The following is a 13,998-nucleotide window of genomic DNA, read 5'->3' as shown; positions in this document are numbered from 1 at the left end:
CCCCGGCCGACACCCGACCGCTCCCGCCGACCGCCGCGACCTTCCCACTGCCCACCCCGGCCCCGCTGCCCACCCCGGCCCCACCGGCCACCCCGGCACCGCCGGCCGACACCCGGCCGCTCCCGCCGACCGCCGTCACGGCCCCGCTGTCCGTTCCGGAGCCCGGATCGCACGCCGGGGAGTCGACGTACGTCGACTGGATCCGGGCGCTGGACGCCGCCGGTCAACTCCCGCCGCCCGAGCAGCTGTTGGCCCGGCACGGCCGGGGCTACCAGTCCACCGCCTGGGTGGACGCCGTGGCCCGGGCCTGGCCGGCGGCCGGGATCGGTGCGCTGCTCGCCACCTACGAGGAGGCCCGGCTGCCCCGGCTCGCCAACGAGATCGTCCGCAGCATTCCGGCCCGCCGCACCACCGCCGAACTCCCCGCCCTCCTCGCCGGGCTCCGCGAGGCCGGGCAGCACCTGCGCCTCACCATGCTGACCGCCGCCCTCGAAGCCCACCACCCACAACTCCCGTACCCGGCACCGGTATCGACACCAGTCGCAACACCAGTACCAGCACCAGCCGTGCCGGTCGCGGTGGAGCGGGCCGCCCTGTTCGCCCGGTTCGCCCACCGCACGCGGGCCGTCGAGGCGGAGCGGGCCGCGCTGCTCGCCCGGTTGGCCCGCGGGATGCGGGCGGTCGCGGCCCGGCCGGGGGTGCCGCCGTTCGCGGCGGTCGTCACGGCGGTGGGTGCGCTCACCGCCGCGGGGGTCGCGGACGAGGCGGCGTTCCTGGAGTGGATCCGGTCCCGGCCGTCGGGGCCGGAGCGGTTCCGGGCCGAGTGGCTGCCGACGCTGCACCAGGTCCGGCACCCGGGGATCTCGCCGGACGACCTGGTGACGACGGTTGCCCGGGCCTGGCCGGCCGCCGAACTCGGTGCGGTGGTCGCGGCGTTCCACGCCGCCGGGCAGTTCGCGGTCGCAGAGCGGCTGGTCTGCCTGGCCCCGGCGGTCCGGGCGTCCGCGGAGTTCCCCGACCTGGTGGCCGGGTTCCGCCGGGCGGGCCAGCACGGGCGGCTGGAGGTCCTGCTCCGGGAGGCCGGGCGGCTGTCCCCGCTGTCCGTCGCGGCGGCCGCCGCGAACCTCACCGCCGCCGGGGAGGCCGACGCCGCCCTGGCGGTCCTGCACCCGCGGCCGATGACGCTGTCCGAACGCCGGAACCTGCTGCTCAACCGCGGCCCGCTCCGCTGACCCCGCCCGCTCCGCTGACCCCGCCCGCTCCGGCAGTCAGGCCCGCCGCCCCAGCCTGACGGTCCGTCAGGAGCCGTCCGCGGTGCCCTGTTCGTAGGCGGCCATGGTGCGGACGAACAGGGCGCGTTCGGCGGGGGTGAGCGGCGCGAAGGCGGACCGCCAGGAGGCGGAGCCGTTGGCGAGCCAGCGTTCGATGGCGGTGCGGGTGGTGGGGTCGGCGGTCAGCGAGACGATGGTGCGGCGGCGGTCGGCGGGGTCGGGGCGGCGGTCCAGGACGCCCTGGCGGGTGAGGTCGCCGACCATCAGGCTGGCCGTGGTGTGGGCGACTTCGAGGCGTTCGGCGAGCGCGCCGACCGGCATCGGTCCGTCGAAGACCAGGTAGGCCAGCAGCGAGAGGTGCCGGGGCGCGAGCTGGAAGCCGGCCAGCGCCTCGGGCACCGCGGTCCGCTTGACCCGGGCGGCGACCCGCGGCATCAGCAGCAGCATCGCCCGGACGGCGTCGTCCGCGGAGAGCCCCCCGCCGCCCCCGCCATCGCCCCCGTCGCCATCTTCGCCACCGTTCGGCAGGTCCGCGGACGGGCCGGTCATGCGCCCTCCCGGGTCGGTACGCGTCGAGGTCCGGCCCCACGGTCGCGGAGCCGCACCTCACGCTACCGGACCCCGCCCGCAGCCCCGTCCACCCCCGCCGGCAGCCCCGTCCACGCCCGCACGCTCCCGTGCCTCAGCGCTCCGGGTGCGGGGCGGACACCGCGAGCAGCCGTTCCTCCTCGTACGCGAAGTGCGCCTCCAACCCCTCGGTCAGCCGGTCGAGTTCGGTGCGCAGGGCGGCGGGGTCGGCGGCGGCGGGCGTGGCGAGGTGGGCCTCGAAGCGGGCGAGGGCGTCGGCGACGGTGCGGTGGTCGGCGCGCAGGCGGGCGATCGCGGGGCCGAGTTGCGGGTACTGCCGCTGGAAGGCGGTGAACGCGCCCTCCTCCCGGATGTGGTGCATGTCGAGCCCGTGGCAGAAGCTCAGGCAGCGGGCCCGCAACTGGGCCGCCAGGTCGGGCCCCGCCCCCGGCCCGAGCCCCGCCCCCGGCCCCGCGGTCCGGAAGTCCGCCCCGGGCGGCACGGCTGCGCCGTCCAGGCGGGCCCGCAGGTCGGCGAGTTGGCGGCGCAGGTCCTCGTGGTGGAGCCGGAGTCCGGCGACGATCGCGGCGGGCAGCGCGGGGTCGCCGGAGAGGTCGAGCGGGTGCAGGGCGATCACCGGGATGGCGCGGTCGGCGCGGTCGGCGTATTCGGCGAAGGCCGGGACGCGGCGGGCCTGTTCGGCGTACTGGCGGGCGCGTTCGTCGGGGTCGAGCTCGACGGGGCGGACCGAGTGGGCGACGGTTCCGCCCGCGCCGTCGGGGAGTTCGGCGGTACCGCCGCCGGCGGCGAGCAGGTTGCGGTACCAGAGGGGGTGCTGCGGGGCTCCGCCGTTGGAGCCGAAGACCAGGTAGCGTCCGGCGTCCTCGCGGTAGGCGAGCGGGGTGGTGCGGGGTCGGCCGGTGCGCCGTCCGGCGACGGTGAGCAGCAGCAGGTCGGGGAAGCCGTCGACCTTCCCGCCGTTGGCCCGGAACCGTTCGATCACCTGCTGGTTGAAGTCCTCGGCCATGGTGCGCGCCTCCCCGTTCCGCGCGGCCCGTCGCCGGTGCCGCGACCGATTCACATTTGCAAGCAAATACAATCTAGGCACGCCCCGGCGCGGCGGTCAACCACCGCCCCGCTCCGCACACGTCCTTCGACTCCTGTACGCACAGGGGTTGACGTGGTCGCGCAGACGCCCCTAACTTCACGTCTTGAAAAAGGTCCAGACCAAAGCCGGCAGGGCTGTTGGCCACCACCACGTTGATCCCCCGTCAGGGGGACGCTCCGCCCTGCCCGGACCGCTCCGGACGCTCCCTCAGGCATCGCTTCGCGTTCACTACCTGAACGAGTGAACGTTCTCCCCCACGAGGAGCCGCCTTGATCCGCACCCGTTCCAGCGCCCGTTCCCACGCTCGCCCCCACGCCCGCCCCCGTACGGCCCTGCGCGCCGCCGCGGCCGCCGTCGCGCTGCCCGCCACGGTGGCCGGCCTGCTGGTGGCCGGCGCCGGCCCGGCCTCGGCCGCCGCCAACGCGGGGCCTGGCTTCCCGGCGCACTACGCGGCGCCGTACCTGGAGACCTGGAACTCGCCGAACACCCTGGCGGACGCCCGCAACAGCGGCGGGCTGAAGTACGTCACCCTCGCCTTCGTGATCAGCGACGGCAGCTGCAACGCCACGTTCAACGGCAACACCCCGATCACGGACGCCGGTTGGACCAACGCGATCAACGCGCACCGGGCGGCCGGCGGCGACGTGATCGCCAGCTTCGGCGGCGCCTCCGGCACCGAGCTGGGCCAGGCGTGCACCAGCGTCTCCACCCTCCAGGCGCAGTACAAGCGGGTGGTGGACGCGCTCAACCTCACCCGCATCGACCTGGACGTCGAGGGCGGCGCGCTGAACGACACCGCCGCCAACGACCGCCGCAACCAGGCGCTGGCCCAGCTCCAGCAGGCCCAGGCGGCCGCGGGCAAGCGCCTGGACGTCAACTACACGCTGCCGGTCAGCCCTTCGGGACTCGAATCCAACTCGATCAGCCTGCTGAACAACGCCAAGAGCCGCGGCCTGACCGTCAACGCCGTCAACATCATGACGATGGACTACGGCTCGCCGATGGACATGGGCCAGGCCGCGATCAGCGCCGCCAACGGCCTGCACACCCAGCTGGGCCAGATCTGGACCTCCAAGACCTCCGACCAGCTGTGGGCGATGGAGGGCAACACCCCGATGATCGGGGTCAACGACACCACCTCCGAGGTGTTCTCCACCGCCAACGCGCAGACCCTGGAGACCTTCGCCGCGTCCAAGGGCATCCAGCTGCTCGCCTTCTGGGCCCTCGGCCGCGACAAGGCGTGCGCCAGCAACGGCACCCTCTCCGACACCTGCAGCGGCACCCCGCAGTCGGCGTACCAGTTCGCGAAGACCTTCAACCAGATCACCGGCGGCTCCACCACCCCGCCGACCGGCGGCCGCACCGGCCAGATCACCGGCTACGGCGGCAAGTGCGTGGACGTGGCGGCCGCCAGCTCGGCCAACGGCACCGCCGTGCAGCTCTACGACTGCAACGGCACCGCCGCCCAGCAGTGGACGGTGGGCACCGACGGCACGATCCGGGCGCTGGGCAAGTGCCTGGACCTGACCTCGGGCGGCACCGCCAACGGCACCCAGGCCCAGCTGTACGACTGCAACGGCACCGGCGCCCAGCAGTGGCAGGCGCAGGCGAACAAGACCCTGGTGAACCCGGCCTCCGGCCGCTGCCTGGACGCCACCGGCCCGTCCTCGGCGAACGGCACCCGGCTGCAGGTCTGGGACTGCTTCGGCGGTGCCAACCAGCAGTGGAACCTGCCCGCCTGACCGCCCGTCGACCTGAGAAAGGAGCGACACCCATGCGCAGCAGCAAGAGACTCCTCCCGCTGACCGCCACGGCCGGCCTGCTGGCCTCCGCCACGGCGCTGCTCTCCCCCGCCCCCGCCGCCCTGGCGGCCGTCCCGACCGGGGCGACCACGCTGGTGGCGCAGAACTCCGGCAAGTGCGTGGACGCCGCCGCGGCCGCCACCGCCAACGGCACCGCCGTCCAGCAGTACGCGTGCAACGGCACCACCGCCCAGCAGTGGCAGGTCCAGGACCTCGGCAACGGGTACGTCCGGATCAACAACCAGAACGACACGTCGAAGGTGCTGGACGTGGTCGACGTCTCCACCGCCGACGCCGCCAAGGTCCAGCTGTGGACGTACGGCGGCGGCCTGAACCAGCAGTGGCAGGCGGTCGCCGAGGCGGGCGGCGCGTACCACTTCGTCAACCGCAACAGCGGCAAGTGCCTGGACGTGCCGAGCGCCTCGACCGCCGACGCGGTGCAGTTGCAGCAGTACGCCTGCAACGGCACCGCCGCGCAGTCCTTCACCTTCGGGAGCACCGTCACGAACCCGCCCGGCACGCCCGACTTCGGGCCGAACGTGGCCGTCTTCGACCCGTCGACGCCCGCCGCGACCATCCAGGCCAAGCTGAACGCGGTCTTCTCGCAGCAGGAGACCAACCAGTTCGGCGCCCAGCGCCAGGCCCTGCTGTTCAAGCCGGGCAGCTACAGCGTGGACGCCAACGTCGGCTTCTACACCCAGGTCGCGGGCCTCGGCCTGTCCCCCGACGACGTCACCATCAACGGCGCGGTGCACGCCGAGGCCGACTGGTTCCAGGGCAACGCGACGCAGAACTTCTGGCGCTCCGCCGAGAACCTGTCGGTCAACCCGACCGGCGGCACCGACCGCTGGGCGGTCTCCCAGGCCGCGCCCTACCGCCGGATGCACGTGCGCGGCAACCTGCAGCTGGACGACGGCGGCTGGTCCTCGGGCGGCTTCATCGCCGACTCGAAGATCGACGGCCAGGTCCGCTCCGGCTCCCAGCAGCAGTGGCTGTCGCGCAACGCGCAGTGGGGCAGCTGGACGGGCTCCAACTGGAACATGGTGTTCGTCGGCGACGTCAACGCGCCCGCCAACTCCTTCCCCAACCCGCCCTACACCACCGTCAACCAGACCCCGGTGGTGCGCGAGAAGCCCTTCCTGTACGTGGACGCCGCGGGCGCGTACCAGGTGTTCGTCCCGGCGCTGCGCTCCAACACCTCCGGCACCAGCTGGGCGGGCGGCGCGCAGCCGGGCAGTTCGCTGCCGATCGACCGGTTCTTCATCGTGAAGCCGGGCGCGACCGCCGCCGACATGAACGCGGCGCTGGCCCAGGGCAAGAACCTGCTGGTCACCCCGGGCGTCTACCACCTGAACCAGACCCTGAACATCAACCGCGCCGACACCGTGGTGCTCGGCCTGGGCCTGGCCACCCTCGTCCCGGACAACGGCGTCACCGCCGTCAACGTCGCCGACGTGGACGGCGTCAAGCTGGCCGGCCTGCTGATCGACGCCGGGACGGTCAACTCCCCGGTGCTGATGCAGCTCGGCGCGGCGGGCTCGTCCGCCGACCACAGCGCCGACCCGACCTCGCTGCACGACGTGTTCTTCCGGATCGGCGGCGCGGGCGTCGGCAAGGCCACCCAGTCGCTGGTGGTCAACTCCAACAACGTGATCGGCGACCACATGTGGCTGTGGCGCGCGGACCACGGCAGCGGGGTCGGCTGGACCAGCAACACCGCCGCCAACGGGCTGGTCGTCAACGGCAACAACGTCACCATGTACGGCCTGTTCGTCGAGCACTACCAGCAGACCCAGGTGATCTGGAACGGCAACAACGGCCGCACCTACTTCTTCCAGAACGAGCTGCCGTACGACCCGCCGAACCAGGCCGCCTGGACGAACGGCTCGACCCGCGGCTACCCGGCCTACAAGGTCGCCGACTCGGTGACCGATCACGAGGCCTGGGGTCTGGGCTCCTACGCCTACTTCAACGTCAACCCGGCCGTGGTCGAGGAGCACTCCTTCGAGGTCCCGAACCGCTCCACCGTCCGCTTCCACGACATGGTGACCGTCTCGCTCGGCGGCACCGGCACCATCGCCCACGTCATCAACTCCACCGGCGGCCCGTCCAACTCCACCACCAACGTGGCCAACCTGGTCGCCTACCCGTAAACCCGACCCCAGTCCGTCCCCAGCCCGACCCCAGTCCGGTCCCCACCGGAGAACGGCCGGGGCCGCCCCTCCGTGCGGGAGGGGCGGCCCCGGCCGCCTTGCCATCGGCCACCTGCCGTCAGCCGCCTGCCACCTGCCGTCAGCCGGTGGCGGCCCGCTCGGCGGCGCCGCGCAGGACGCAGAACTCGTTGCCCTCCGGGTCGGCCAGCACCGCCCAGCCGGTGCCGTCGGCGTTGCGGCGGTCGGCGACCAGGGTGGCGCCGAGGGCGAGCAGCCGGTCGACCTCCGGGTCGCGGGCGGTGTCGGGGCGCAGGCACAGGTGGACCCGGTTCTTGACCGTCTTCGGCTCGGGCACCTGGTTGAAGTACAGCACCGGGCCGCCCTCGGCCAGTTCCACCAGCGTCTCCGGATCGCCCGGCCCGCTGTCCGGGTCGACCGGACGGCCCGTCACCTCGCTCCAGAACCGGGCCAGTCCATAGGCGTCCGCACAGTCGATCGCCACGTTCTGCACTACTGAGACCATGCCCGAGAGTCTCCCCCATCGGCCGCCGGAAGACGAGCCGCCGCTCAGCGGCGGGCGGCCCAGACCTGGCGTTCGGTGCGCACCGCGAGGTCCGGGCGCAGCGCGATGCTGTCCGGGCCGTCGGCGTCGACCAGCCGGTCGAGGGCGGCCAGGTCCGCGGGGTCGAGCGTCTCGGCGGCGGCGGAGCGGATCCGGCGCAGGGTGGCCAGGGCGTAGCGGCCGACGGAGGGGTGCTCGGTGGCGGCGATGTCGACGGTGACGGCGCGTTCGCCGGTGACAGTGAGCCCGGCGGCGGTCAGGATCGGCCCCCAGTCGGCGCCCCGGTGCGGGACGTGCTCGGCGTGCAGGCGGTCGGTCGCGGCGTGGCAGCGCTCCTCCAGGCCGGGGCGCTCGGCGGGCGCGTCGGGCGGCAGGAAGCGCGGGAAGCCGGCCAGTTCGACCAGGGCGAACACGCCGTCCGGTCCGAGGAGGTCGCGGACCTGGCGCAGCGCCCGGACGGGGTCGGCCAGGTGGTGCATCGAGGCGGACGCCCAGACCAGGTCGGGAGTGCCGAGGTCCGGCCAGCGGGCGCCGTCCAGGTCGGCCTGCACGGTGGCGATCCGGCCCGCCAGGCCCAGGGCGTGCGCCTTCTCGCGCAGGCGCAGCAGGTGGCCGGGCGAGGCGTCGACGGCGGTGATCCGGGCTTCGGGGAAGCGGCGCAGCAGGGCGAAGGTGCCGGCGCCGGTGCCGGCCCCGAGGTCGACGACGTGCCGCGGTTCGGCGTCCAGCGGCAGCCAGTCGGTGATCGCGGCGAGGTGCTCGGCCAGCACCTCGGCGTCCAGGTCGAGGACCTCGGCCTGCGCGGCGTCGTCCTCGGCGGGGTGCCGGTGCTGCTGGTGGCCGTGGTCGGGGTCCTGACCGTGGCCGTGGCCGTGCTGGTGGCCGTGGTCGTGTCCGTGATCGTGGCCGGGGGCGGGGGCGGGGGTGTGCGGGTGGCTCATGGGGCCACCGTACGGGCGCCATGCGCGCGGGGCACGCACCCTCCCGGAATGCGCAAGGGACGGGCCCCCGGGCATGCCGCACGCGCAAGTGGCCGGTGGCCGGTGGCCGGCCGCTACACCTGGTCGGGGACCGCGTGGGTGAGCGGGCGGTCGGCGTCGGTGAGGCAGGAGATGGCCCGCTGGTGCAGGTCGCCGAGCCGGTCCCGGACGGTGACCCGCACGTACAGGTCCCGGACCACCACGAGCGCGGGCTCGGCGAGCCAGCCGAGCAGGTAGTTGCTCTCGCCGCCGAACACGCTGTTCGGGCTGATGGAGGCCAGCCGGTAGTCCGTGCCGGGGCGCAGCCCGTACGGGGTGACGGCCGCGATCGCCCCGGCCCGGTCGGTCCAGCCCGTGCTCGGCGCCGGTCCGGCCGACTCCTCGGCGGCGGGCGCGGGCACCCCGAAGTCGATCCAGTACTCGACGGAGACCACCACCACCGCGCTCTGGCCGCTGTTGACCAGGTGGCACGTCCAGGCGAGTGCCCCGTCGGGCGCGTGCCCGATCCCCGGCCAGGCCCGGCCGCCCAGCAGCGGCTGCACGGTGCGGGCGAACTGGGCCCGGGCGATGATCGCCCCGATCCCGGCCATCAGTGCGGCGGTGGCGCTCTGCGCGTCGAGCAGTTGCCAGGACCACGGCCAGTCCCGCTGCCCGTCCGGCGACAGGTTCTGCCGCACCATGGTGTGCACGAACAGCAGCACCGACACCGCGGCCAGTCCGTTGAGCGTCCAGACCACGAACGGACTCCGCCGCACCACCCGCTGACGCAGGTCCACGATTCCCCTCCCCCGCCCCGGGCCCACCGAATCGAACACCCGACGCACCCCCAGCGTCCCGCCGATCCGCCCGCAGCGGAAGAGGGCCGCCACCGGGGGCGGCCACCACCGGGGGCGGACCCCGCTACCCGTGGTCGTAGACCGTCACCGGTACGCCCCGGGCGGTGAGCCGTGCGGTGATCAGCGGTTCGACCCGTTCCCACCGGCCGCCCGCCAGGCCGCAGCCGATCCGGGGCATGTGGACGGAGGCGCCGAGCCGTTCGGCCTCGGGGGCCAGCTTGGCCAAGGCGGCGTCGATCGCCTCGTAGCGGACCGGGACGCCCGTGGAGCGGGCGGTGCGGGTGCCGCGCTGGCCGACCAGGTTGGCCACCCACAGGTAGGGGCTGACCTGCACCAACTGGAGGGCGCCCAGCCCGAAGTCGTTGCCGGCCCGCTCCCGGTGCCAGCGGCGGAACGCGGCCTCCGGCTCGGGCCAGCGCCGGGAGAGCGCCAGCACGAACCCCTTCCCCCAGCCCCCGAGGTCGTTGCACACGTGCGCGATGATCCGCACGCCCTTGCCCTGCGGCGCGGTGGCGTCGCCCCGCACGTAGGTGATCGTCTCTCCCATCCGGGCATCCTGGCATCCGCCGCTGACACGCCGTCGGGCGGTCAGCGGGCCGGCTGTTCCTCCTGGCGCGCGCCCGTCAGCGGGCCGGCTGTTCCTCCGGGCGCGCGCCCGTCAGCGGGACGGGGGTGAACATCGGCGGTTCCCGGTCGGGGGTGAGGGCGGTCGGGCCGTAGATCCAGTCGGTGAACGCGTAGTCGTCGGCGACCCGTTCGCGCAGGACCTCGTTGCGCCGGAGCCGGGCCTCGCCGTCCAGGTGCCACAGGTCGCCCCAGCTGCGGGCGGTGGTCTGGACGCGGCGGCAGTGCTCCACCCGGACGTCCTGGTAGGCGGCCAACGCGGCGTCCCACTGCGGGAGTCCGCCCTCGTCCGTCAGCCGGGCGGCGTGTTCGGCGAGCACCCAGCCGTCCTCGATCGCCATGATCGCGCCCTGGGCCATGTACTGCAGCGGCGGGTGCGCGGCGTCGCCGAGCAGCGCGATCCGGCCGTGCACCCAGGTCTCCACCGGGTCGCGGTCCATCATCTGCCACCAGCGGTCGCGCCACATCAGCGGGATGCCGGTGCGGACGGTGTCGCAGGTCGCCCCGAACGCGGCGTCGAGTTCGTCGGGGGTGCCCCAGTCGGGGTCGCCCGCCTTGGCCTTGGGCGACTCGAAGACCGCGACCTGGTTGAACATCTCGCCGCCGCGCAGCGCGTACTGCACGAAGTGGCAGCGCGGGCCGACGTACACGGTGACGTCGTGCTCGGCGATGCCGTTGCCCCGGACCTGCTCGATCGGGACGGCGGCCCGGTAGGCGACGTAGTCGGAGCTGACCACCTCGTCGCCGACCAGCTTGCGGCGCGCCACCGAGTGCAGCCCGTCGGCGGCGATCACCAGCGGCGCCCGCTCGGTGCTGCCGTCCGCCAGCACCACCCGGGCGCCGTCGCCGTCCTGCCGGTAGTCGACCACGGTGCGGTCGGTGAGCAGTTCGACCCCGGCCCGCCGGCAGGCCCGCAGGAAGATGCCGTGCAGGTCGCTGCGGTGGATCACCACGTACGGGTAGCCGTAGCGCCGTTCGAGGTCGCGCAGGTCGAGCCGGGTCAGCTCGCGGGCGTCCAGCGCGTCGCGCATCACCATCCCGTCGGGCAGCACGCCCAGCTCGCGGGCCTCGTCCAGCAGGCCGTAGTCGGCGAGGATCCGGGTGCAGTTGGGCGCGATCTGCAGCCCCGCCCCGACCTCGCCGAACTCCTTCGCCCGCTCCAGCACGCGCACGCCCAGGCCCTTGCGGGCCAGCGCGAACGCGGCCGCGAGACCGCCGATGCCGCCGCCGACGACGAGCACGTCAGGGGTGGTGGGAGGGTTCATGAGCTGCTTCTTTCGACATCACGGGGAGGCAGGTGCACGCCGGGGAAGGGGAGCGGTGGGGCACGGGCCCGGGAGAGCCGGGGCACGGGGCCCGGGGCACGGGGCCCGGGAGAACCGGGCTCGGGCGTCAGAGCCAGGGGCCGAGGGGCGGGGCGCCCTCGATGTGCTGGCGGCCGGTCAAGTAGGCGGCGAGCTGCGGGAGTTCCGCTTCGAGCACCGGCTGCTCGCCGTCGCCCGGCGGGTTCCACCGAACGCCGCCGTCCGGGGTCCGCAGGGCGAACGCGGGGGTCCGCTTGGCGAGGACGTCCGCGCAGAGGGCGGCCAGGAAGCCGGCCGGGAGGTCGGCGAAGGCGGTGCCGGCGGCCAGGTCGACGGCGTGCACGCAGGCTTCGCGGGCGCGCAGCCAGGGGAGTTCGGCGGCGGGGACGGTGCGGCCCTGGGCGGTGGTGACGGGGGCCTGCCACTGCTCGGGAGTGAGGGCGTCCAGGCCGGCGGTCAGCCGCTGCGCGGATTCCCTGACCCAGGAGGTGAGTTCGGCGGCGGGCAGGGCGCGGCCGCGTTCGATGCCGGCCAGCCGCTCCTCCGGGGAGGCGTACATCGGGGTGGGTTCGCCGGTCGCGGCCCAGTGCACCAGGTTGCCGAGCGCGTCGGCGTTGGCGGCGAGGTGGGCGGCGAGGTGGGCCCGGCTCCAGCCGGGCAGCGGGGTGGGGGCGGCGTACTCGGCGGGGCCGAAGCCCTCGGCGGCGGCCAGGAAGAGCCGGGTGCCGAGCGCCGCCCAGCCCCGGGCGTCGGCCAGGGTGCGGCCGCTCATTCGGCGCCGTCCCGCACGACGCGGTTCTCCAGTCGGCCGAGGCCCTGGATCTCGGTGACGACCCGCTCGCCGCCGCTCAGGTAGCGGGCGGGCTTGCGGGCGTGGCCGACGCCGCCGGGGGTGCCGGTGGCGATCAGGTCGCCGGGGTGAAGGCGGATGACGGTGGAGACGTACTCGACCAGGGCGACGGGGTCGAACAGCAGGTCGCCGGTGTTGTCGGACTGCATGGTCTCGCCGTCGACGGTGAGCGTGACGTCGAGCGCGGGGCGGACGCCGCCGGGCAGTTCGTCGGGGGTGACGAGGTAGGGGCCGACCGGGGTGGTGGAGTCCCAGGTCTTGCCCTGGAGCCACTCGCGGGTCCGGAACTGCCAGTCGCGGCAGGTGATGTCGTTGAGGACGGTGAACCCGGCGATCGCGGCCTCGGCCTGCTCGCCGCGGGCCCGGCGCGCGGACTTGCCGATGACGACGGCGAGTTCGACCTCCCAGTCGAGCTCCGCGGTCTCCGCGGGGCGCAGGATGTCGTCGCCCGCGCCGATCAGCGAGTCCGCGAACTTGGCGAACAGGGTGGGGTGTTCGGGCAGGTCGCGGCCCATCTCCTGGATGTGGTTGCGGTAGTTGAGGCCGACGCACACCACCTTGGAGGGCCGCGGCACCACGGGCGCGAACTCGGCGCCCGCCAGCGGGTGGGTCGCCCCGGTCGCGGCGGCGGCGATCCCCGCCCAGTCGTCTTCCGCGAGCAGCGCGCCGAGGTCGGGGTACCCGAGGTCGGTCAGGGTGTCGCCGTCGAGCCGGACGGCGCGGGTGGTGCCGCCGGTGCGGAGGGTGGCGAGCTTCATCGGGTGGTTCCTTCCACGTGGGTGCGCTGCAGGTGCAGGGCTTCGAAGATCGGGGCGTCACTGAACCGGAACAGGTCGAGCGCGCCGGAGTCGGAGTCGGTGGCGCCGGCCTCGGAGCGGATCGAGAGCGGCTGCCAGGAGGGGACGGTGAACAGGTCGCCGCGGGCGACCGTCCAGGTGCGTTCGCCGACGGTGACGGTGCCGGAGCCGTCGAAGACCTGGTAGACGGAGGAGCCGGTCTCCCGGACGGGCGCGGTCTCGGCGCCGCGGGCGATCCGGTGCATCTCGGCCCGCAGGGTGGGCAGCACGTCGCCCGCGGTGGCCGGGTCGGTGAACCGGACGGCGGCGTGGCCGGGCTCGACGGTGCCGCCGAACCCCTCGGCCTCCAGGGCGAGTTGGTCGGTCAGCGCACGGTCGGTGTGCTCCCAGCGGTAGGCGAGCAGCGGACTGCCGGGGCCGGGGCACCGGGCGCCGACGGGGCGCAGGCCGGGGTGGCCCCAGAGGCGTTCGGCCCGGGAGCGGTCGGGGGTGGCGCGTTCGGCGGCGGAGATCTCGTCCCGGCCGAACTCGAAGAACTGGGTCTCGCCCGCGTACTGGAACGGGATGTCGAGGCCGTCGATCCAGGCCATCGGGGCGCTGGTGGCGTTGTGGTGGGCGTGCCAGTTCCAGCCGGCCTGCGGGAGGAAGTCGCCGCGGCGCATGGCGACGGGGTCGCGGCCGACCACGGTCCACACGCCCTCGCCCTCGACGACGAAGCGGAAGGCGTGCTGGGTGTGGCGGTGCTCGGGGGCGTCCTCGCCGGGCATCAGGTACTGGACGGCGGCCCACAGGGTGGGGGTGGCGAACGGGCGGCCGCCGAGCGCGGGGTTGGCCAGCGCGATCGCCCGGCGTTCGCCGCCGCGTCCGACCGGGACCAACTCGCCCGCACGGGCGGCGAGTTCGCGCAGCTTCTGCCAGCGCCACAGGTGCGGGGCGGCGTGCGAGCGGGGGTGGGCGGGCATCAGGTCGCCGATCTCGGTCCACAGCGGGACGAGCAGCTCCTGTTCGAAGCCCCGGTAGAGCTCGTGGAGCGCCGGGGTGACCTCGGGCTGCCCGGCCGCGGCGACGGCCTGGAGCCGGACCGGGGAGCCCGTTGCGGGGTCTGGGGCGGGGGTGGACTCGATCACGGGCCCAGCGTGCCTCG

12 protein-coding genes and 1 pseudogene are annotated in these 13,998 nt (G+C 74.5%); 3 read left to right on the top strand and 10 right to left on the bottom strand.

The window, feature by feature from the left end; all coding sequences use genetic code 11:
• Positions 1 to 1,232 (top strand): annotated as a pseudogene (locus IH44_RS0119645) (hypothetical protein); the annotation flags it as partial.
• A 66-nt stretch (positions 1,233 to 1,298) separates the two neighbouring features.
• On the opposite strand, the gene IH44_RS0119640 reads toward IH44_RS0119645, so the two are convergent.
• Together IH44_RS0119640 and IH44_RS0119635 are read right to left on the bottom strand one after the other, a co-directional pair.
• Entirely contained in the window at positions 1,299 to 1,820 is a 522-nt protein-coding gene (locus IH44_RS0119640; RefSeq protein WP_081966984.1) for a MarR family winged helix-turn-helix transcriptional regulator, read from the bottom strand.
• 133 nt (positions 1,821 to 1,953) lie between these two features.
• Positions 1,954 to 2,865 (bottom strand): nitroreductase/quinone reductase family protein, encoded by a 912-nt coding sequence (locus IH44_RS0119635; RefSeq protein ID WP_030460927.1) that lies wholly within the window; start codon positions 2,863 to 2,865, stop codon positions 1,954 to 1,956.
• Between the two features lie 350 nt (positions 2,866 to 3,215).
• Between IH44_RS0119635 and IH44_RS0119630 the strand changes: the two genes are divergently transcribed.
• Entirely contained in the window at positions 3,216 to 4,688 is a 1,473-nt protein-coding gene (locus IH44_RS0119630; RefSeq protein ID WP_198545015.1) for a chitinase, read from the top strand.
• A gap of 32 nt (positions 4,689 to 4,720) precedes the next feature.
• The gene (locus IH44_RS0119625) at positions 4,721 to 6,901 is read left to right on the top strand and encodes an RICIN domain-containing protein (protein WP_030460925.1); all 2,181 of its coding nucleotides are present in this window, start codon (positions 4,721 to 4,723) and stop codon (positions 6,899 to 6,901) included.
• 139 nt (positions 6,902 to 7,040) lie between these two features.
• Here the strand turns inward: IH44_RS0119625 and IH44_RS0119620 are convergent, their stop codons facing one another.
• The 8 genes from IH44_RS0119620 to IH44_RS0119585 all read right to left on the bottom strand — a co-directional run bounded on the left by IH44_RS0119620 (position 7,041) and on the right by IH44_RS0119585 (position 13,981).
• Positions 7,041 to 7,424 carry a VOC family protein gene (locus tag IH44_RS0119620; protein WP_030460924.1) on the bottom strand — a complete coding sequence of 128 codons (384 nt, stop codon included), beginning with the start codon at positions 7,422 to 7,424 and terminating at the stop codon, positions 7,041 to 7,043.
• Between the two features lie 44 nt (positions 7,425 to 7,468).
• Positions 7,469 to 8,404, bottom strand: a complete 936-nt coding sequence (locus tag IH44_RS0119615) for a trans-aconitate 2-methyltransferase (RefSeq protein WP_030460923.1) — start codon at positions 8,402 to 8,404, stop codon at positions 7,469 to 7,471.
• Positions 8,405 to 8,517: 113 nt separating this feature from the next.
• Entirely contained in the window at positions 8,518 to 9,219 is a 702-nt protein-coding gene (locus IH44_RS0119610; protein ID WP_030460922.1) for a hypothetical protein, read from the bottom strand.
• A 124-nt stretch (positions 9,220 to 9,343) separates the two neighbouring features.
• Positions 9,344 to 9,826, bottom strand: coding sequence for a macro domain-containing protein (locus IH44_RS0119605; protein WP_030460921.1), 483 nt, complete (start codon positions 9,824 to 9,826; stop codon positions 9,344 to 9,346).
• Positions 9,827 to 9,902: 76 nt separating this feature from the next.
• The gene (locus IH44_RS0119600; RefSeq protein ID WP_030460920.1) at positions 9,903 to 11,168 is read right to left on the bottom strand and encodes an FAD-dependent monooxygenase; all 1,266 of its coding nucleotides are present in this window, start codon (positions 11,166 to 11,168) and stop codon (positions 9,903 to 9,905) included.
• Between the two features lie 127 nt (positions 11,169 to 11,295).
• A complete protein-coding gene (locus IH44_RS0119595; protein ID WP_030460919.1) occupies positions 11,296 to 11,979 on the bottom strand; it encodes a maleylpyruvate isomerase family mycothiol-dependent enzyme in 684 nt (227 codons plus the stop codon).
• Positions 11,976 to 12,815 carry a fumarylacetoacetate hydrolase family protein gene (locus tag IH44_RS0119590; RefSeq protein ID WP_030460918.1) on the bottom strand — a complete coding sequence of 280 codons (840 nt, stop codon included), beginning with the start codon at positions 12,813 to 12,815 and terminating at the stop codon, positions 11,976 to 11,978. Before IH44_RS0119590 ends, IH44_RS0119595 begins: the two co-directional genes overlap by 4 nt.
• Positions 12,812 to 13,981: a cupin domain-containing protein gene (locus IH44_RS0119585; RefSeq protein ID WP_030460917.1), complete on the bottom strand. Its 1,170-nt coding sequence runs from the start codon at positions 13,979 to 13,981 to the stop codon at positions 12,812 to 12,814. Before IH44_RS0119585 ends, IH44_RS0119590 begins: the two co-directional genes overlap by 4 nt.
• Between the last annotated feature and the right edge of the window lie 17 nt (positions 13,982 to 13,998).

This window comes from Kitasatospora sp. NRRL B-11411 (assembly GCF_000721345.1).
Lineage (GTDB): Bacteria > Actinomycetota > Actinomycetes > Streptomycetales > Streptomycetaceae > Kitasatospora > Kitasatospora cineracea.
The sequence above is the reverse complement of the archived record's forward strand: the minus strand, read 5'-3'. Positions and strand labels throughout refer to the sequence as shown.